Origin of the sequence: Erythrobacter sp. KY5 (genome assembly GCF_003264115.1) — a bacterium.
In the GTDB taxonomy this organism is placed as follows: Bacteria; Pseudomonadota; Alphaproteobacteria; order Sphingomonadales; family Sphingomonadaceae; genus Erythrobacter.
Window position 1 is genome coordinate 641664 of sequence record NZ_CP021912.1, and the last position, 17944, is coordinate 659607.

The 17944-nt window shown below is 61.5% G+C and carries 18 protein-coding genes; 4 read left to right on the forward strand and 14 right to left on the reverse strand.

Annotated elements, in window-relative coordinates:
• Window positions 1-6: 6 nt before the first annotated feature.
• Window positions 7-318, reverse strand: coding sequence for a hypothetical protein (locus CD351_RS03110; RefSeq protein ID WP_111991268.1), 312 nt, complete (start codon window positions 316-318; stop codon window positions 7-9).
• Window positions 319-470: 152 nt separating this feature from the next.
• On the opposite strand from CD351_RS03110, the gene CD351_RS03115 reads away from it, so the two are divergent.
• Both CD351_RS03115 and CD351_RS03120 read left to right on the forward strand, forming a co-directional pair.
• The gene (locus tag CD351_RS03115; RefSeq protein ID WP_111991269.1) at window positions 471-1487 is read left to right on the forward strand and encodes a right-handed parallel beta-helix repeat-containing protein; all 1017 of its coding nucleotides are present in this window, start codon (window positions 471-473) and stop codon (window positions 1485-1487) included.
• Between the two features lie 45 nt (window positions 1488-1532).
• Window positions 1533-2258, forward strand: coding sequence for a hypothetical protein (locus CD351_RS03120; RefSeq protein ID WP_111991270.1), 726 nt, complete (start codon window positions 1533-1535; stop codon window positions 2256-2258).
• 4 nt (window positions 2259-2262) lie between these two features.
• Here CD351_RS03120 and CD351_RS03125 read toward each other — a convergent pair whose 3' ends face one another.
• Genes CD351_RS03125 through CD351_RS03135 form a run of 3 tightly spaced genes read right to left on the reverse strand, consistent with a single transcriptional unit; the run spans window position 2263 to window position 4654 of the window.
• Window positions 2263-2778 carry a GNAT family N-acetyltransferase gene (locus CD351_RS03125; protein WP_111991271.1) on the reverse strand — a complete coding sequence of 172 codons (516 nt, stop codon included), beginning with the start codon at window positions 2776-2778 and terminating at the stop codon, window positions 2263-2265.
• Entirely contained in the window at window positions 2775-3869 is a 1095-nt protein-coding gene (gene ribA, locus CD351_RS03130) for a GTP cyclohydrolase II (protein ID WP_111991272.1), read from the reverse strand. Before ribA ends, CD351_RS03125 begins: the two co-directional genes overlap by 4 nt.
• Window positions 3866-4654 (reverse strand): exodeoxyribonuclease III, encoded by a 789-nt coding sequence (locus CD351_RS03135; RefSeq protein WP_111991273.1) that lies wholly within the window; start codon window positions 4652-4654, stop codon window positions 3866-3868. The genes ribA and CD351_RS03135 overlap by 4 nt, the downstream gene beginning before the upstream one ends.
• Before the next feature lie 100 nt (window positions 4655-4754).
• On the opposite strand from CD351_RS03135, the gene CD351_RS03140 reads away from it, so the two are divergent.
• On the forward strand, window positions 4755-6188 hold the full coding sequence (locus CD351_RS03140; RefSeq protein ID WP_111991274.1) for an alkaline phosphatase: 1434 nt from the start codon (window positions 4755-4757) through the stop codon (window positions 6186-6188).
• A gap of 250 nt (window positions 6189-6438) precedes the next feature.
• Here CD351_RS03140 and CD351_RS03145 read toward each other — a convergent pair whose 3' ends face one another.
• The 5 genes from CD351_RS03145 to pabB all read right to left on the reverse strand — a co-directional run bounded on the left by CD351_RS03145 (window position 6439) and on the right by pabB (window position 10425).
• Window positions 6439-7104: an outer membrane lipoprotein carrier protein LolA gene (locus tag CD351_RS03145; protein ID WP_111991275.1), complete on the reverse strand. Its 666-nt coding sequence runs from the start codon at window positions 7102-7104 to the stop codon at window positions 6439-6441.
• A gap of 91 nt (window positions 7105-7195) precedes the next feature.
• On the reverse strand, window positions 7196-7363 hold the full coding sequence (rpmG, locus tag CD351_RS03150) for a 50S ribosomal protein L33 (protein WP_111991276.1): 168 nt from the start codon (window positions 7361-7363) through the stop codon (window positions 7196-7198).
• 118 nt (window positions 7364-7481) lie between these two features.
• Window positions 7482-7898 (reverse strand): alternative ribosome rescue aminoacyl-tRNA hydrolase ArfB, encoded by a 417-nt coding sequence (gene arfB, locus CD351_RS03155; protein WP_111991277.1) that lies wholly within the window; start codon window positions 7896-7898, stop codon window positions 7482-7484.
• Window positions 7899-7900: 2 nt separating this feature from the next.
• Complete coding sequence (locus CD351_RS03160) at window positions 7901-8605, reverse strand: RluA family pseudouridine synthase (RefSeq protein ID WP_111991278.1); 705 nt, start codon at window positions 8603-8605, stop codon at window positions 7901-7903.
• Window positions 8602-10425, reverse strand: a complete 1824-nt coding sequence (pabB, locus tag CD351_RS03165) for an aminodeoxychorismate synthase component I (protein ID WP_111991279.1) — start codon at window positions 10423-10425, stop codon at window positions 8602-8604. The genes CD351_RS03160 and pabB overlap by 4 nt, the downstream gene beginning before the upstream one ends.
• Before the next feature lie 105 nt (window positions 10426-10530).
• Here pabB and CD351_RS03170 point away from each other — a divergent pair, with 105 nt between their 5' ends.
• Entirely contained in the window at window positions 10531-12105 is a 1575-nt protein-coding gene (locus tag CD351_RS03170) for a helicase HerA-like domain-containing protein (RefSeq protein ID WP_111991280.1), read from the forward strand.
• 102 nt (window positions 12106-12207) lie between these two features.
• Here CD351_RS03170 and CD351_RS03175 read toward each other — a convergent pair whose 3' ends face one another.
• From CD351_RS03175 to CD351_RS03195, 5 genes are all read right to left on the reverse strand, one after another.
• Complete coding sequence (locus CD351_RS03175) at window positions 12208-13656, reverse strand: ATP-binding protein (protein ID WP_234027200.1); 1449 nt, start codon at window positions 13654-13656, stop codon at window positions 12208-12210.
• A complete protein-coding gene (locus CD351_RS03180; protein ID WP_111993558.1) occupies window positions 13653-14399 on the reverse strand; it encodes a response regulator in 747 nt (248 codons plus the stop codon). The genes CD351_RS03175 and CD351_RS03180 overlap by 4 nt, the downstream gene beginning before the upstream one ends.
• A 135-nt stretch (window positions 14400-14534) precedes the next feature.
• Window positions 14535-15215 (reverse strand): EF-hand domain-containing protein, encoded by a 681-nt coding sequence (locus tag CD351_RS03185; protein WP_111991282.1) that lies wholly within the window; start codon window positions 15213-15215, stop codon window positions 14535-14537.
• A 296-nt stretch (window positions 15216-15511) separates the two neighbouring features.
• On the reverse strand, window positions 15512-15895 hold the full coding sequence (locus CD351_RS03190; protein ID WP_111991283.1) for a VOC family protein: 384 nt from the start codon (window positions 15893-15895) through the stop codon (window positions 15512-15514).
• 86 nt (window positions 15896-15981) lie between these two features.
• Window positions 15982-17796, reverse strand: a complete 1815-nt coding sequence (locus CD351_RS03195) for an aminopeptidase P family protein (RefSeq protein WP_111993559.1) — start codon at window positions 17794-17796, stop codon at window positions 15982-15984.
• Between the last annotated feature and the right edge of the window lie 148 nt (window positions 17797-17944).

Below are 17944 nucleotides of genomic sequence, written 5' to 3' on the forward strand. Positions count from 1 at the left end.
GCAGCGTTACTCTTCTGGCGGAATGTCGGCAGCAGCTTCCGCAGCTGCGGCGGCAGCAGCGGCCTCGGCAGCGACATCAGCCGCCGCATCGGCCGCTTCTTCGGTCGTCTGGAGGTCCGGTGCAGTGTCGGCCGGGTCGGCGGGCGCGAGCATTTCGGGGTCTTCCACGGGTTCTTCCGTGACCGGTTCCAGCGCTTCATCGGCTGGCATTTCGACAGTGTCCGGCTCAGCTTCGGTCGATGCATCGTCCGTGCCGCCGCACGCCGCAAGAGCAAGACCAAGCGCGCCCGCGCCTGCCAACTGGATGAATTTTTTCATGGGAAGCCTCCTCAATTGATCCCAAAATATCTTCGGCGAGGGGTGTAGCGATGTAAGCCGGGTTAAGCCAAGCGCCTTTTGCTGCGCCGAAACGGTACAACGCTCAGACGAGGGCGCGCACCGCCGCCTGATCTGCGGTATGTCTCTGGCCCATGGCACACGCACAATCCCTCGATCGCCGTCGCCGCGAGTCGCTCTTTGCAAGGCTGGCTGGCTGGCTCGACACAGGCTTTGCCTTCGCGCTGGTCTTGCTTGCAACTGGCGTCGTCTTCACCGCATCGGCTTCCGCTCAATCAAGCAGTCGTCCCTTTACCATCGCCGAGACGGGCCGGGGCTATGCCACCTTGCAGGCAGCGGTCGACGCGATCGGCGCCCAGCGCGGAACGATCGAGATCGCGCCTGGCATTTACGAGCAATGCGCGGTGCAGGACGAAGGCGTCATCATTTACACCGCGAGCGAATACGGCACAGTCACCTTCGCAAGGAAGACCTGCCAAGGCAAAGCGGCCCTTGTTCTGCGCGGCTTGGGTGCTGAGATCCGAGGGATTACCTTTACAGGGATGGCCGTGGCCGATGGAAATGGCGCTGGCATCCGGCTCGAAAAAGGCGCGCTCAACATTGCCTATTCGCGGTTCGAGGACAGCCAGCAGGGCATCCTTGCAAACAACGACACCGCGAGCCGCATTTACATCATGCGATCAACCTTCAGCGGGCTTGGAACCTGCGAGAATTCGGGCGGTTGCGCTCATTCGATCTATGTCGGGAATTACGGCGAGCTCACCGTGCGCGACAGTCGCTTTGAGCGCGGAACGGGCGGGCATTACGTCAAGTCGCGCAGCGCGAAGGTCATCATCGAGAACAACTCCTTCGACGACAGCGCAGGGCGCGGAACGAACTACATGATTGACCTTCCCGCGGGCAGTCAGGGCGCGATTACCGGTAACTGGTTTGTGCAAGGCCGCGACAAGGAGAATTACTCCGCCTTCATCGCTCTTGGCGCGGAGACGGTCATGCATTCCGCCGATGGGCTGGTGATCAAGGGGAACGAGGCGCGCTTTGTGCCGGGCCTTACCCGGTCGAGCGTCTTTCTGGCCGACTGGATGGGTGCGCGCGTTGCGATGTCGGGCAACAATCTGGCGCGCGGCCTCACTGGCTACGAGCGGCGTTGAGGCGTTCAGCTGCTTGACAGCACAAGGCGTGCAGAGCGCCGGCAAATGAAATCTCTTTGGATCGCTTTCTTGGCCTTTGCGGCATTCGGCGGCGGAGCGTTCGTGGCGCTCGCGCCTGAGAGTGCCTGCGCGGACACCTGGATACCGCCCGAAACCCGAGTGATCCTATCACCAAACGGGCAATATCGCCTCACGGTCGAGCCCGCGCCGCCAGACAACAGGTTTCAGAACTCGGTCGAAAATGAGCTGGCGAAGAAGCTTTCGCCCACCGGCCTGCTGGAGCGCAAGCTGGCAGACGGTGGATGGGAAGAAGTCTGGACCGCCGCGCTCGTCAACCCAATCGCCCCCGTCACTGCCGCCATCTCCGATGATGGCCGCTATGTCGTCACTTTCGACAATTGGGGAGGTGTCGGGCGCGGGGACCACGTTGTCGTCATCTACGGTGCGAGAGGCGAAACTGTGAGGTCGCTGAGGCTCAATGAAATCCTGCCCGACGAATACATTGCAGCGCTCTCGCATTCGGTGAGTTCAACCGGTTGGCTGGACAATTACTCGATGGCGAGCGGTGAGAACCGGATCGAGCTGGATGTGCTTGTGCCCAATGGCGAACGTCCGATCCAAGCTGCCGAGACAGTGCGTTTCGGCATTGATCTCAAGGATGGCTCAGTTGTGCCTCCTCCCGCCAAGGAATGGGGCGACGCACAATACGCGGCCGAGCGGGTGATGGAAGAGCGCGGCGGCGTAATCTATGTCGGGCAACCGGGCACCTAGCGACCTACGGGTAGAACCCCGGCGCATAAGTGACGGTGCCGCTCGGCATGTCTCCATCCAGCAGTAGCGCCTGAAAGTACTCAGCTGACGAGCCTGAGAAGGTGATCTGCGACACGTGCTTGAACCCGAAGCGCGAATAGTATTTCGGGCTCCCCAACAGCACTATCCCTTTGGCTCCCGCTGCTCGCATGTCGGCAATGGCCCGCTTGACCAGCGCCCCGCCAATTCCAGCACGCTGCACGCCGGGCCAGACCGATACCGGACCAAGACCGAACCAGCCTTTTGAGCCATCGCTGATCGTCACTGGCGAGATAGCGATATGGCCGACGATGCGCGTGCCATCCTCCGCCACCAGCGAAAGTGTCAAATCGCCCGCCTCGCGCAGGCGCCCTACGAGATGCTGCTCGTCGCCGTCAGAATCTTTCATGTCCGCAAATGCGGCTTCGGTAATCGCGAAGATTATCTCTTCGTCACCAGGCGCTTCCGGCCTGATCGTTATGGGAATATCTGGTCCAATCATGTGAGCAAATGTCCCGAACGGTCGCGCTTGGTCGCAAGATAGCGCGCATTATGCGGATTGTCGGGAAGCTGGTGCTGAACACGCTCGCTCACCTCGATTCCGGCCTGGCTTAGCGCTTCGACCTTCTTTGGGTTGTTGGTCATAAGGCGAATCTTGCGCGCGCCAAGCAGGTGCAGCATCCGCGCCGCCACCGGAAAATCGCGCGCTTCGTCGGGCAGGCCGAGCCGCTGGTTCGCATCGACCGTGTCGAAGCCTTGATCCTGCAGGCGGTATGCGCGCAGCTTGTTGACGAGCCCGATCCCGCGCCCCTCCTGCCGCATGTAAAGGAGCACGCCCCAGCCTCCATCCTCGCGCGAGTGGCGCGCCATCGCCGCAAGTCCCGCATCAAGCTGCGGTCCGCAATCGCATTTGAGACTGCCGAGCACATCGCCGGTCAGACACTCCGAGTGCAGTCTCACAAGCGGCTCGCGGTCGCCCGATTGCTGCCCGATGATGAGCGCTGCATGTTCGCGCGTGTCTGCGGTGGAGCGAAAAGCCACGATCTCGGCCGTGTCACAAGCGCTCACAGGCAGGCGTGCGCGGGTCACAATATCGAGCCGCCCGATATTCGTGTAGGCAGCCAGATCGCAGGCGAGGAGGCCGTGCGGTTCGCCGCCTTCGACAGGATCGACCATGAAAGCCGGCAAGATCCCTGCAATGCGCGCATACTCCATCGCCGCGACCGCTTCGTCGGCCCATTCGATCGGCTGCGCTTGAAACGGCCCTTTCAAAGGATTGGCAAGATCAAGCGAAGGATCGGCAATGGGCCGCGCAACGTCCAGCGTCATCGCCTCGCCGCCGCGTATCAGGATCGGCGTATGGGGCACGTCGCTGCGCGCCGCCTCAAGCTGATTGGTGAGCTTGAGGGTCGCTGCCCTGGCGGTCGAGATCAGCAGATGACCCGCCTTGGCCGAACTGGCAATTGCCGTCTCAATTGGAAGCAGGACCGGTCCACCCTCGAAACCAAGCGGCCAGCCATGGCGCAACGCGTCCACCGCCTGCGCTGCGCGGCGCTCCGCCGAAGCGATGGGTAGGATCGCGCCGTCGCTCAAATATCGAACTCGGTGATGAGCGGGATATGGTCAGAGGGCTTTTCCCAGCTGCGCGCTTCTTCCAGCAAGCGGTGTGCTTTCACCTGAGCCGCGAGCCCGGGCGACGCCCACATGTGGTCGAGCCGGCGTCCGCGATCGTTCTTGCGCCAGTCTGGCGAACGATAGGACCACCAGCTGTAATAGCGTTCAGGATCGCGAATATGTTCGCGTCCGATATCGACCCAGCCATGCGCATCCTTGAATTTCTGGAGCGTATCGACTTCGACCGGGGTGTGGCTGACGACCTTAAGGAGCTGCTTGTGGCTCCACACATCACATTCGAGCGGCGCAATATTGAAGTCGCCAACGATCAGGGTTGGCTTTTCGACCTTGTCAGCCCACGTCGTCATGCGGCCAAGAAAATCGAGCTTCTGACCGAATTTCACATTCAATTCGCGGTCAGGAATGTCGCCTCCTGCGGGGACGTATACATTCTCGATTACCATATCCTTGCCCACGACCTCGATACCGACATGGCGCGCTTCGCCGTTATCCTGCCAGTCATGGCGCGAAACTTCGCGGATGGGCACGCGGCTGACGGTGGCGACCCCGTGATACCCCTTCTGCCCGCTGATCGCTTGATGCTCGTACCCCATGTCGGCGAGCGCTTGCGCGGGAAACAGGTGGCTCTCGCACTTTATCTCTTGCAGGCAAAGAACGTCAGGCGCTTCGGCCTTAAGGTATTTTTCGATGATCGGCAGGCGCAAGCGGGCCGAATTGATATTCCAGGTGGCAACGGAAAGCATGAAGGCGATTTAGGCAGCGCCTTCGAAAAACGCCACCTTTCACTTTCCCGACATACGCATAAGCGATAGCGAGACGCGCAAACCCGATGGAGACGTTTCGATGACCCGCTCGCTCGCAGCCCTGCTCGCCACCACCACGCTCGCTTTGGGCGCATGCACCACCGATCAAGGAACAGCGCCGCTCGCGAGCGCTTCGACGGTTGCCGAACCTGCCGATGAGGCAGCCGAGCCGCGCGCAAAGAACGTGATCCTGTTCATTGGCGACGGGATGGGCATTTCCACGATCACAGCAGCGCGAATCTATGCAGGTCAAAAGCGCGGCCAAAGCGGCGAGGAATATGTGCTGCCGTTCGAAGCGTTCGACAATGTTGCGCTGGTCAAGACCTACAACACCAACGCGCAGGTTCCCGACAGCGCAGGGACCGCGACCGCGATGCATTCGGGTCGCAAAACCAATATCGGATTTCTGGGGGTAGGCCCCGAGGCGCAGCGCAGTTCCTGCGCAGGGACGCTCGCCCATCCGCTTCCGCTGTTGGGTGAGGAGGTCAACGAGCGTGGGCTTGCGCTGGGCATCGTGTCGACCGCTCGCATCACCCATGCGACTCCGGCGAGCGTCTACGCCCGGGCCGCCGACCGCGACTGGGAAGCCTATCTTGAGCGCGTGATCGACCCTGAAACTCCCGGCTGCCGCGATATCGCGACCCAGCTGGTCGAAAGTGATTTCGACGTGGCGCTTGGCGGAGGCGCGCGTGCGTTCTTCGGTAGTGAAAATGGTGGTGGTCGCAGGGATGAGAATGCCGATCTGCCAGCAGGGTGGGTCGCCCGCACTGGCGGGACTTTCGTCACGACCGCTGACGAACTCGAAGCAGCACCCGCCGGAGCGCCGGTCTTCGGCCTCTTCTCCAGCAGCCACATGACCTACATGGCGGAAAAAGACGATGGATCGACAGAGCCGACGCTTACCGACATGACCGCCCAAGCGATCAAACGGCTTTCGGCCGATCCAGACGGGTACTACCTGATGGTCGAATCGGGCAGGATCGATCACGGCCACCACGCGGGGCGTGCAGGTTTGGCGCTCGAAGAGACGGTCGAATTTGCCAATGCGATTGCTTACGCGATCCAGAATACCGACCCCGACGATACGCTCATCATGGTGACCGCGGACCACAGCCATGTCTTCACGATCTCTGGTTATCCGCGGCGGGGTAACGATATCCTTGGTCTGGTGGTGCCGCCGAACGAGGGCGGCGAAAGCGCTGCTGGAGAGCCGACGCTCGCACAGGACGAGAAGCCCTACACCACGCTCGGCTATGGCAATGGTCCCGGCTCAATAGCAGGGCAGGCCGAGCGCCGGGTCCCTGAAACTGGTATCACCGCCCGCCAGCAATCGACCGTTCCGCTCTATAGCGAAACCCATGCCGGTGAGGATGTGGCGCTGTATGCTCAGGGCCCCGGTGCCGACAAGGCACGCGGCGTGATCGAACAAAACGTCATCTACGACATCATTCGCAGCGCTTACGGGTGGGAGTGATCCGTCCTGATCTGCAGCAGCGCACCGACGCGCTAAGCAAAAAAAGCCCCTGTGCCGGGGGCGATGGCACAGGGGCTCCGTCTTAGCGTTCGTCACGCTTTTGCAAGGCGGCCATTCTCGGTCAAAGGGCAACAGGGGGGAAACCCTTCATCAACCGCCTTGATTGAAGAAATACGATGAATTCGCTTTCGCCTATATGAACGCGCACCTAGGTTTGTCGCATTCCTACAACTTTTGGCAGGCGAACCGTTCAGCCCGGACGACGGGATGAGCGGCGCGGATCGCGGAAATTGAACGTGCTGTCAGGAACCGAAACGCCATAGCGGTGATTCGTGAGTCGCACAGTCGTCCGGTGGTTCTGTGAATCGAGCGCGACCCAATGTGTCAGCTGCAAACCGCCCGGCGCATTGGAATTGCGTACAAAGATAAGATTGATGCGCCCGAATTCCGGTTTGCTAGGGTCGCGAACATCAACACTGACCACGTCCGGATTGCCGGTGGGGACCAGTGTCCCGTAATCCTTCATGTCGCGCTGGGGATCGAGCAGCGCGCCGAGCGGCGAGTTGCGGATCGGCCAACGCTCGACCTGATTGACCTCATAGTCGACCATGTAAAGCGAGCGGCCGTTTGAGACGACCAGCAAATCAGAATCACGACCGTAATCGAAACGAATCTTGCCCGGGCTCTTGAGCGTCATGGTCCCGCGCGCGGTCCGACCCTGTCTGTCGGTCTGCGAAAAATCGGCCTTCATGGTCGAAATACCGCGCAAAGCCGCTACCGCACGATCAAGGTCGGCGGAGGATTGCGCGAGCGCATGCGGTGCCGGCTCGCCATGAGGCAGCGACACGCCAAGTGCGATCGTCCCGGCAGCGGCGAGTGCCATACCGATGCGGCGGAGATGTTTGAGCATGGTCATGCCTCGTGATTTAGGTTCGAGGCTTTGAACCGCAGCTTAATCGAAAGGTTCCAAGAATGGGAAGGCATTTCGGCACAAGTGCCGGAGAACCTTACTTGATCTTGGCTTCCTTGAATTCGACGTGCTTCTTTGCGACCGGGTCGTACTTGCGGAACACCATCTTTTCGGTGGTGTTGCGCGGGTTCTTCTTGGTCACGTAGTAAAAGCCCGTTCCCTCGGTCGAGACGAGCTTGATCTTGACGGTTGCGGGCTTCGCCATGGCGGTTTCCTACAGATCGGGTGAGGCCTGTTCGGCCTGAAAAACAAAGGGCGACGCGTCGTGCGCCGCCTCACAGAAGCGCGCCAATGAGCGATTCACCCTCGAAAGTCAAGCGGAGTTACCAATCCGAGCGACTGACCTTGCCGCGCTTGGCTTTGACTTCTCCGCGCGCCTTCTTTGCCTTGAGGCGCTGGGTCTTGCCTACCCTGTTGACGCGGGTCTTGGCGCGCTTCTTCGGAGCGCGATGCGCGTCCTTGAGCAACTCATCGAGCTTGTCGCGTGCGGCCTGCCGATTCGCATCTTGGGTTCGGTGTGCCCTCGCGGTGATTAGCAGATCGCCGGAAGCGGTCAGCTTCGATCCTGCGATATCGCGCAGCCTTGCAAAAACCGGAGGTGACAGGCGCAGCGCGTAGATGTTGACCCGCAGCTGGACTTCGGTCGCTACCTTGTTCGCGTTCTGCCCGCCTGGCCCCGATCCAGCGAGGAATGTCTCCTCGGCAATGGCGTGAGCCCGGTCGAGGAGAGCAGGATCCACCCTCAGGCCTCTTCCGGAAAGACCGGGGCAGCGGGCGCGCTGAGACCGGCGCGTTCGAAATCGGCAGGGAAAGGTGCATGGGCGAAAATCGTGTCCTTGCCCTCGCGTCTGACGCGGATTGTCTCCGCGTGGAGCATTGTTCGCGGTGCGCCCTTGTTCTGTCCGCGCACAGGGCCATAGACCGGATCACCCAGCAAGGGCGCCCCCAGCCCTTGCAGCGCGTGCACGCGCAATTGGTGTGTGCGCCCGGTTTCAGGGCGGAAACGGATAAGCGAACGCCTTTTGTCCCCTTCGCCAATCGTGTCGATCAGCTCCCAATGCGAAACCGCAGGCTTGCCCTTTTTCGCGGCGATCATGCGCCACCCCTTCTCAGCGGAACTGATCTTGGAAAGGGAAAGTTCGATCGTGCCGGAACTTTCGGCCGGTTCGAAGTCAATCACAGCAAGATAGGTTTTTCCGACGAGGCGATCTTCAAACGCCTTGTTGAACCGCTTCAGAGCTTTGGGATTGCGTGCAAGCAACAGACAGCCGCTGGTGTCCGTATCAAGCCGGTGCACGGGGACGGGCGGGCGCTGGAAGCCCAGCTTTAGTTGCTCAATTTGGTCGAACAGAGCGGGACCGCCGCGCTTGGGGCGATCGACGGGAAGCCCCGAAGGCTTGTCTATAACGAGTGCCTCGCCGTCTTCGTAAATGATAGGAATGTTCATATAAGTTCTGCTGAAAACAGGCCGCGCACCGCGTTGCCCAATTGGAAGCCGTCAGCGAGGTCGCAGAGCGTCAAATTCGCCTCGCGGGCCTGGCCTTTTTCGATGAGATATTCGCGCAGCACACCGGGAATCAGGCCGAGCGAGGTGGGCGGGGTTAGAAGAACGCCGTCGCGCTCGACGAAGATATTGGTGTAGCTGCCTTCGGTCACAAGTCCGTCGTCGCGCACCAACACCGCTTCATGCGCACCATGGTGGCGAGCCGCGTCCGCCGCGTCCTCATAGAAACCCCGGTCGGTTGTCTTGTGCGACAATCTCCAGTCTGAAGGGTCGAGCGGGTTGGGCAGCGCGGCCACTTTTACCGGACCTTGAAATGGTGATGGCATGGGCTGGGTCTCAAGCGCGCTCGCCCCGCTGCGAGAGGCCAGCAGCCGCAGCTTGACCGGACTTTCGAGCTCAAAACACAGAGCCTGGATCTGATTGCGCAGCGCGTGGCGGTCGAACTGGAAACCAAGCGCCTCTGCGCTTTTCTTCATGCGTGCAAGGTGGAGTTCAAGCAGCGCGATCCCGGTTTCCGGATCGAACGACATGGTTTCGACAAGATCGAAGCCCGGCGCCCGATGATCGGGCGAGGAGCGCCGGACGAAGCCTGCCTTAACCTCGCATTCGCGCCTTTCGCCCAGAGAATCGCTGTCCGCAACGATAGCGGAGCCAACGCCGAGCACGGCATGTCCCTGACCGTTTTCGACCGGTGTCAGGCGCAAGGTGCGGATCGCGACGTTGAATGCAGCTGAACCATCAGAACTGACGCGCCCGATGGCCCCGCAATAGGGCCCGCGTGCATCGCGTTCTACTTCGCCTATCAGCTCCATGGCGCGAATCTTGGGCGCGCCGGTGATCGAACCGCAGGGGAACAGCGCACGCACCAGGTCCGTGGCGCTCATGCCTTCGGAAAGCTGAGCACGAACGCTCGACACCATCTGGTGCACGGTCGGATAGCTTTCGACGGCGAATGGCGAATCGACCCGGACCGTACCCGGTACTGCGACGCGTGAAAGGTCGTTGCGCATCAGGTCGACGATCATCAGGTTCTCGGCCTTGTCCTTGACCGAATGCGCCAGCTCTTGGGCGAGCTGCGCATCGCGCTCGGCATCGTCAGAGCGTGGCCGGGTGCCCTTCATCGGTTTTGCCTTGGCGCTGCCGCTTTCATCGAGAGCAACAAACAATTCCGGCGAGAAGCTCAAAAGCCAGTGCGAGCCATCGAAGATGATCCCGCCATATCCAGCGCTCGCAGCACTTCTCAGCGATGCGTAAAGCGCCTGCGGATCGCCGCGATAGGACCCGGCGAGCGGATAGGTGAGGTTCGCCTGATAGATGTCGCCCGCGTGGATGGCATCGCGCAAGGTATCGAACGCAGTTCCGTATCCGCCGGGAGAAAGCTGCGGGTCGAGCGGCCCGAGGCTTACAGGGCCTTGTCCCCTCGCAGCGAGCCACGCCGGCACATCAGCTGCCGGGATCCTCGTCGGCTTGTCGAAAAGGCAGAGCCAGACGAGCGGTCCGCCCGCACCAGAGCGCGCTGCGGCCCTGGGTGCAAGTCGTTTCTCCAGCGCGAGTCCGGCTTCATATGCGATATATCCTGCGAGCTCGCCGCCCTTTTGTCGGGCGGATTCCGCGTTTGCGAGCGTCTTCTCGACTTCGTCCGGACGATAGGCAACAAAGGTTTCAATCGGATTTTCGAAATACAGCGCATCGGCCGCGCCGCCATCGGTTGGGCGCGCGTCATCCAGCAATACGAAACAATCCGGCTCTGCGTCCTGACCCATGGCACCGCCTTAGACTATCCGACCGCCAAGTCGATAGGTTGACCCGCTTCCTTTCGATCTTCAAACCTCGCACAAACATTTTTCAAGCAGGGACGGGTGCATTCAATGAGCGAGATTTTCCTTGGGCTGGGCGGCAATGGCGAGAACCAGAGTCTCGCGTTGGGCCGCGCGAACCGGCACGGCCTGATCGCTGGCGCGACCGGGACGGGCAAGACGGTGACGCTTCAGGGGCTGGCGGAGAGCTTTTCTGCCAAAGGCGTGCCGGTGTTCGTCGCCGATGTGAAGGGCGACCTGTCCGGCATCGCAATGCCCGGTTCGCCCACATTCAAACACGCCGACAAATTGGAGGGCCGGGCCAGGGAACTGGGCATGGATGACTATGCCTATTCGGACAATCCGGTCATTTTCTGGGATCTCTATGGCAAGCAGGGCCACCCGATCCGCACCACGGTCACCGAGATGGGGCCACTGCTGCTGTCTCGCCTGCTCGACCTCAATGACACACAAGAGGGCGTGCTTCAGATCGTTTTCCGCCATGCCGACGATAACGGGCTGCTGCTGCTCGATTTCGGTGATTTGCAATCGTTGCTGCAATGGGCGAATGAGAACTCGAAAGAATTGTCGGGCGTCTACGGCAATGTTTCCAGGCAATCGGTTGGCGCAATCCAGCGGCAGCTGTTGAGCTTCGAAGCGCAAGGGGCGGACCATTTCTTTGGTGAACCGGCGCTCGAAATCGACGACTTTCTCCAGACCGATGAAAATGGTCGCGGCTATGTCAACGTCCTCGCCGCCGACCAGTTGATGCGCAGCCCGAAACTGTACGCGACCTTTCTGCTCTGGCTGCTCGCGGAACTCTTCGAAAGCCTTCCCGAAGTGGGTGATCCGGAAAAGCCCAAGCTCGTTTTCTTCTTCGATGAAGCACACCTGCTTTTCGACGATGCGCCCAAGGCTCTGCAGGACAAGATCGAACAGGTCGTGCGCCTTATTCGATCCAAGGGTGTCGGCGTATTCTTTGTGACGCAAAACCCGATAGATATACCCGAAGACGTCGCAGGCCAGCTTGGCAACCGGGTACAGCATGCGCTTCGTGCCTTTACCAAGCGGGATCAGCGGGCGATCAAGGCGGCTGCCGAGACGTTTCGGATCAACGAGGAACTCGACGTTGAAGAGGCGATCACCGAGCTCAAGGTTGGCGAGGCGCTGGTGTCTACTCTCGACGAAGATGGTGCGCCGACTGTGGTCCAGCGCACGCTTATCAAGCCGCCACGCTCACGGCTCGGCCCGGTGACGGCGAAGGAGCGTGCGATCATTCAATCGGTCAGTCCCTTCGATGGCAAGTACGACGAACGCATCGATCGAGAGAGCGCAGAAGAAGTGCTCGCACAAAAAGCCGTCGATGCGGTCGAAACCGCCAAAGAGGTGGAGGAAATCGGGCGCGAGGAGGTCGCAAAGCGTTCGCGCAAGACTAAGTCGATCTGGGAGAAAGCGATAAGTCGCGGTACCAAAGTGGCCGCCGGGGGGATGGCCGGTGCCGCCGCTGCCGCCGTGCTTGGCAAGAAATCGCGAGCAAATCCGATGAGGAGCGGGATTACTTCGGCAGCTGGCTCCATCGCGACTGACTTTGCCGGACCCATCGCGGGCCGTTTCGTGAGGAACCTGATCGGTGGACTGATGCGTTGACCGCGTCAGTTTTGCGCGAGGTACAGCCTGTCATTTTCGAAGGTTCGCCTTGCCGTGCGCGCCAAAGATGTTGGCGGTTATCGTCGAATCTCCAGTAGAATTCTAGAGCGGCAGTCGCAGTTCGGCGCGCAGGCCGCCAGAGTTACGGTTCGCCAAAACAAGCTCGCCGCCATGCTGTTGCGCAATGGCGCGCGCGAGGGTCAGGCCGAGCCCGGCACCGCCGGTGGCGCGATTGCGTGATGCCTCGCCTCGTGTGAACGGCTCCATCATCTCGGCGATCCGCGCCTCTTCGATCCCCGGCCCGCGATCCTCGACCGCGAGAACCGCAGTGTTGCCGTCGATCTCCACCGAAAGCTCCGCATCGCCGCCATATCGCAGGGCATTCGAGACAAGATTTCGCAGCGCGCGCTTGATCCACGTGACCTGCACGCGAGCCACCACGCGGGGTGGATTAAGCATGGTGACCGGCTCGCCCAGATCCTCGAATTCTTCGGCGACGCCAATCGCCAGCATTCCCAGATCGACGGCCTCGACCTCTAGCGCGCCCGAGCGGCCCATTCGTGCGAGGCTCAGAATATCGTCGAGTGTTGCGGTTATGTCCTCGATGCTCGCTGCCATCTTCTCGCGCTGGGCATCGTCAGGAACATTCTCGATCCGCACCCTCAAGGCGGCCAGAGGGGTCTTCAGGTCATGGCCAATTGCCCCGAGCATCACGTCTTTCTCATCGAGCAACGCCGCAATCCTTGCCTCCATCTGATTGTGCGCGGCGATCAGGCGGCGCGTATCGGCGGGGCCGGTTTCTTCCAGCCTGACCGGTTGATCGGGCTTCTTGGAAAACGTGCTCACCCGGTCAGTCAGCAGAGCGAGCGGACGGGTTATCCGCCTTAGCACGAGAAACAGGACGACAAGCAGGAACGCGAAGGTGACGAGCGTCTGGAAAACCAGCACGCCAAGCGCGTTTGCGGGACGCGGCGGTTCAATGACCCGCGCCGCTTCCCATATCCCGCCAGCCTCGCGCTGGATGGCGACGGTCAAAACACGGCGTTCACGCCAGCCCTGCGTAGTTGAGAGGCGGGGCCGGCTGCGTACAAAGCGCACGAGTTGTGGATCATCGCCCGCTTTCACCACTGCGATCGCCACCGCGTGAGGTTCGATGCCTTCATTACCGAGCACTGCGCGCAATCGCTCCTCCCGCGCGCCTTCCTCGGATGAAAGAGGTATGGGAGGCTCGGCGCTGACGAAGAAACGAAGCGGGCGCGGCAAGAATCCGATATCGCCGCCGACGGATTCCGGCGACCGCAAGCGGCGAGGGCCCCTGTCACCTGTGATGCTCGCAAATTCTTCCTGCGCTGCCCGGCGCGCTTCGCGCCGTGCTTCGCGTTCCGCGCCATTGACGAGACGGAAGGCCGCCGAGGTAATCGCCGCAGTCTCGCGCCTTTCCTCACCTGCGCGATAAAGCAGCACCACCGAGACGGCCTGCGCGGTCAATAGGGCGAGGGCCACGCTCACCATGACTTGTGCAAACAGGCTCGATGGAAAGAACCGCGTCACGCGTCGCCAGGCCCCGGAGGCTGGCGCTTTACGCTTGCAGCGAAGCGATATCCTCCGCCTCGCACTGTCAGGATGAGTTGCGGGTCGCTGGTGTCGGCTTCGATCTTGCGGCGAAGACGACTGACCTGATTGTCGACGGCGCGATCGAACAGATGCGCGGTCCGTCCCTGTACAAGATCCAGCAAGAGGTCACGGTCCATGACCTGTCGCGGATTGTCGAGAAAGGCCCGCAGCAGCCGAAATTCAGCTGTCGAAATTGGGACGGTAACCCCTTCCGCATCGGTCAGCTTGCGCTTGAGCGGGTCGAGCACCCAGCCCTCGAATTGATAGTGCCAGTCCTCGGCCTCTGGCGCATTCGATGCGCCTCGCCCTACCCGGCGCAGGACAGAGCGAATGCGCGCAACAAGCTCGCGCGGCTCGAAGGGCTTCACGATGTAGTCGTCTGCTCCCAATTCCAGCCCGACGATCCGGTCGGTCGCCTCTCCGCGCGCGGTCAGGAAGATCACTGGCAGGCCGCGCGTTTCAACGAGGTGCCGGCAAAGCGAGAGGCCGTCCTCACCCGGCATCATGATGTCGAGCAGCACGATATCAGGGCTCACCTCGGTCAAGGCTGATCGCGCCGCCGCGCCGCTTTGCGCCTCGGTGACGGTGAAGCCCTGACCTGCGAGATATTCAGCCAGCGGCTCACGAAGGGTCGCTTCGTCGTCGACGAGGAGGATGGAGGTGGCAGAGGCTTCGTTCATCAAGGCCACTTTCATGAAAGGTGCCGACCCGGCGCGCAAGTCCCGGGTGAGAGGACGGCGTGCCGGGTCGGTGAAGAGGTCATCGGGTACGCAGGGTGGGGAGGGTGCCCACAAGTGCCCGCTAAGCCCCGCCTCCTAATTTGAGCGGTTCTGACGCATCTGGCGACGCTCCTGGCGCTGCGTCTGGCGAGCCTCGCGTGCCGCCTCGCGTTCTGCCTGTGTGATGGTGCCTGAGCCATCGGCGTCAACGCGCGCAAATCGCGCTTCGACGGCAGCATCGAATTCGGCGGCTGAGACGATTTCATCGCCATTGGTGTCGGCACGCCGCAGCATGGCCATCCCGCCGCCGCGGCGGCCGCCACGGCGCATTTCGCCGCCCGGTCCGCGTCGCCCTTCGCGTGCCTCGCCACGGGCCTCGCGCGCCGCCATCATCTCTTCACGCGAAATGCCTCCACTGCCGTCGGTATCGAGGCGGGCGAACATGCGTTCCTGTCGCTCGGCAGCGCGCGCTTCGCGAGCAGCTGTCATTTCAGCCGGAGTGATTTCGGCATCGCCGTTGGCGTCGGTTTCAGCAAAACGCTCAGCGGCGCGGGCTGCGCGATCTTCGCGGCTGATCTGCCCGTCGCCATCGACATCCATTTTGGCGAAGCGTTCGCTTGCGTGGGCTTTTGCCTCGGCAAGTGTGATCTCGCCGTCGCCATTTGCATCGGCGGCCTGCATCCCGCGATCATGGCCGCTGTGATGCTGTGCAACAGCGATACCGGCGCCGCCCAAGGCGAGCGCTGCTGCCGAGAGAGTGAGTGTCAGTTTGCGCATTGCGTGCTCCTTGTTCTTGTCTGTTCGTCACGTTCGAAGGAGCTGCGACGAGGCGGCATTGTCTTAGCCGGGCATCAGGGGAGGGGCTAAAGCGGCCCGGCTTCACGATGCTTCGTATTGGGGCTGTGAAGCGATCCTGCAAAGACCGCTCCCGCCGCAACTCTCGAATACCGTTCTAGCCGGACAGTGTCGCAGGATTATCCCAATCCGCTACGACATTGTCGCGGTTTGTATCGCATTTCGCCGCCTGTTCACTCACCTGCAAGAAAAGCAGCCATTTGGCGATCGATGAAAGGTCAGCTCGCTGGCGCGGTCATGCAGAATACGTTGAGCTTGTTCCCGTCGAGGTCGCGGAAATAGCCTGCATAAAAGCCATCGTCGCCGCGCGGGCCGGGCGCTCCTTCGTCCTTGCCGCCCTTTGCAATCGCGGTGTCGTAGACGGCCTGCACCTTTTCGGGACTGTCCACCTGAAGCGCGACCATGGTGCCGTTGCCGACGGTCGCGGGCTGCTCGTCAAATGGTTGCGTGGCAGCGATGCCGGGCGCTCCGCCCATTGCGCCCCAGGCGATGAATGTGTCGAATTCCATCATCCGTCCGACGCCGAAATGTTCGGCGAGCGCGTCATAGAATTCCGCTGCACGCGGCAGATTGTTAGTGCCCAGTGTTACGTAGCCGATCATGACTGTTCTCCCTGTGACCGAGCCACAACGTACGACTCGGGATATGTGAGAACATTAGTAGAACATTCAGATCGGTGCAATCACCTTCAAAGCGGTGCTGTCTCGCGCTCGAGCCATGCAAGGTCGTCGCCTTCAAGCTGCGGCGCAACGATTTCGCGCACGCGGGCGTGGTAGGCGTCGAGCCATGCGATCTCGCCATCGGTGAGGAGGCTCTTGTCGATCAGGCGGCGGTCGATCGGCACGAAGGTGAGCGGTTCGAAACCAAGGAAACGGCCCTCTGCGCCGTCGATATCCTGTTCAACGGTTAGCACGAGATTTTCGATCCGAATGCCGAATTCGCCTGCCTTGTAGTAGCCCGGCTCGTTTGAGAGGATCATGCCGGCGTGCAGTTCCTGAGAGGTGCCAGCCTGCCCGCCGCCCGGCTTCGCGATACGCTGCGGGCCTTCGTGCACGCCGAGGAAGCTGCCGACGCCGTGGCCGGTACCGTGGGCATAGTCGACACCCGCTTCCCAGAGATACTGGCGGGCGAGCGCGTCGATCTGGCCGCCATTGGTGCCCTGCGGGAAGATGGCGCGGTCGATCTGGATGTGGCCCTTCAGAACGCGCGTGAAGCGGTCGCGCATTTCTCCGGTTGGCTGTGATCCTTCGGGTGTGTCGATCCAGACCGTTCGGGTGATATCGGTCGTGCCCGCCGGATACTGACCACCAGAATCCACGAGATAGATCGAACCCGGCGGGATCAGAATGTTACTGTCCTCGTCCACCTTGTAGTGCGGCAGGGCGGCATGGCCGGAAGCGGCCGAAATGGTGTCGAACGAGGTGTCGCGCAGATCGCCATGCGCGCGGCGAAAGCCTTCGAGCTTTGCCGCTGCTGCGAGCTCGTCGATCTCGCCAGCCGGCGCGGTCACTTCGAGCCAGCGCAGGAAGCGGCTGACTGCTGCCCCGTCGCGGGCCTGTGCATCACGGTGGCCCTGCACTTCGGCAGCGTTCTTGATCGCCTTTGCGAGGATTGTCGGGTCCTGCTTGAAAGTGAATTTCGCCCCGCCCGCGCGAAGAGCCTGCGCGATGCCGACAACGCCGAAATCGGGATCGACGCTGACCTTCTTGCCTTCCATCGATCCAAGCGCGCCGACGAATTCGTCGCGCGCACGCACCGTCACCGCATTGCCGAGATGCTGGGTCAATTCGGGCGTTACTTTCTCAGGCGCGATGAAAAGCTCTGCAGTGCCGTCCTTGTGCGCGATCACATAGGAAAGCGCGACCGGAGTGTGCGACACGTCGCTGCCGCGAATGTTGAGCAGCCATGCAATGGAATCGAGCGCCGGGACCACCACCGCGTCGAGCCCCTCGTCGCACAGCCAATCGGCCACTTCCGCGCGCTTCTCCGCAGATGTACGCCCGGCAAGTTCCTCGGTGTGTACGATTGCCTGTGCACCCGATGGCTCTGGCTGATCCTGCCACACCGAATCAATCGGGTTGCTGTCGGCTGGAACCATGGTGATGCCAGCTGGCTCGGCTTGCTTTTCAAGCGCTTCGACCCAGTTCCAGGTGTGAAGCCAGGGATCGTAGGCGATCTTCGCGCCCGCCTCGCTCACATCCTTGAGCCATTCGCCCAGACTGTCGCCCGGGATGCTGCGATATTCGAACAGGTTTTCATCGACCTGGTCGCGCACCTGCACAGTGTAGCGCCCGTCGACAAAGATCGCGGCATGGGTCAGCGTCACGGCGGCAAAGCCAGCCGAACCGCCAAAGCCGGTGAGCCAGCCGAGCCGTTGTGCATAATCGCCGACATATTCGCTCATATGTTCATCGGAGATCGGCACGACAAAACCGTGAAGTTCGCGGCGCTTCAATTCTTCGCGTAGGGCTTTGAGGCGGGCTTCGTGGGTCTGCATCAGCATTGTGTCGGTTTCCTGCGTTTCGCATGCGCTCTTGTCGCGCATGAGTGAATCTCTAGAACACATCACATAGGCCGCTTGCGTGCGGCTTTCCACCCGAGCGTCTCACTTGAAGGAACCGGTTACCGTGCCGACATCCCGCACCACCTTT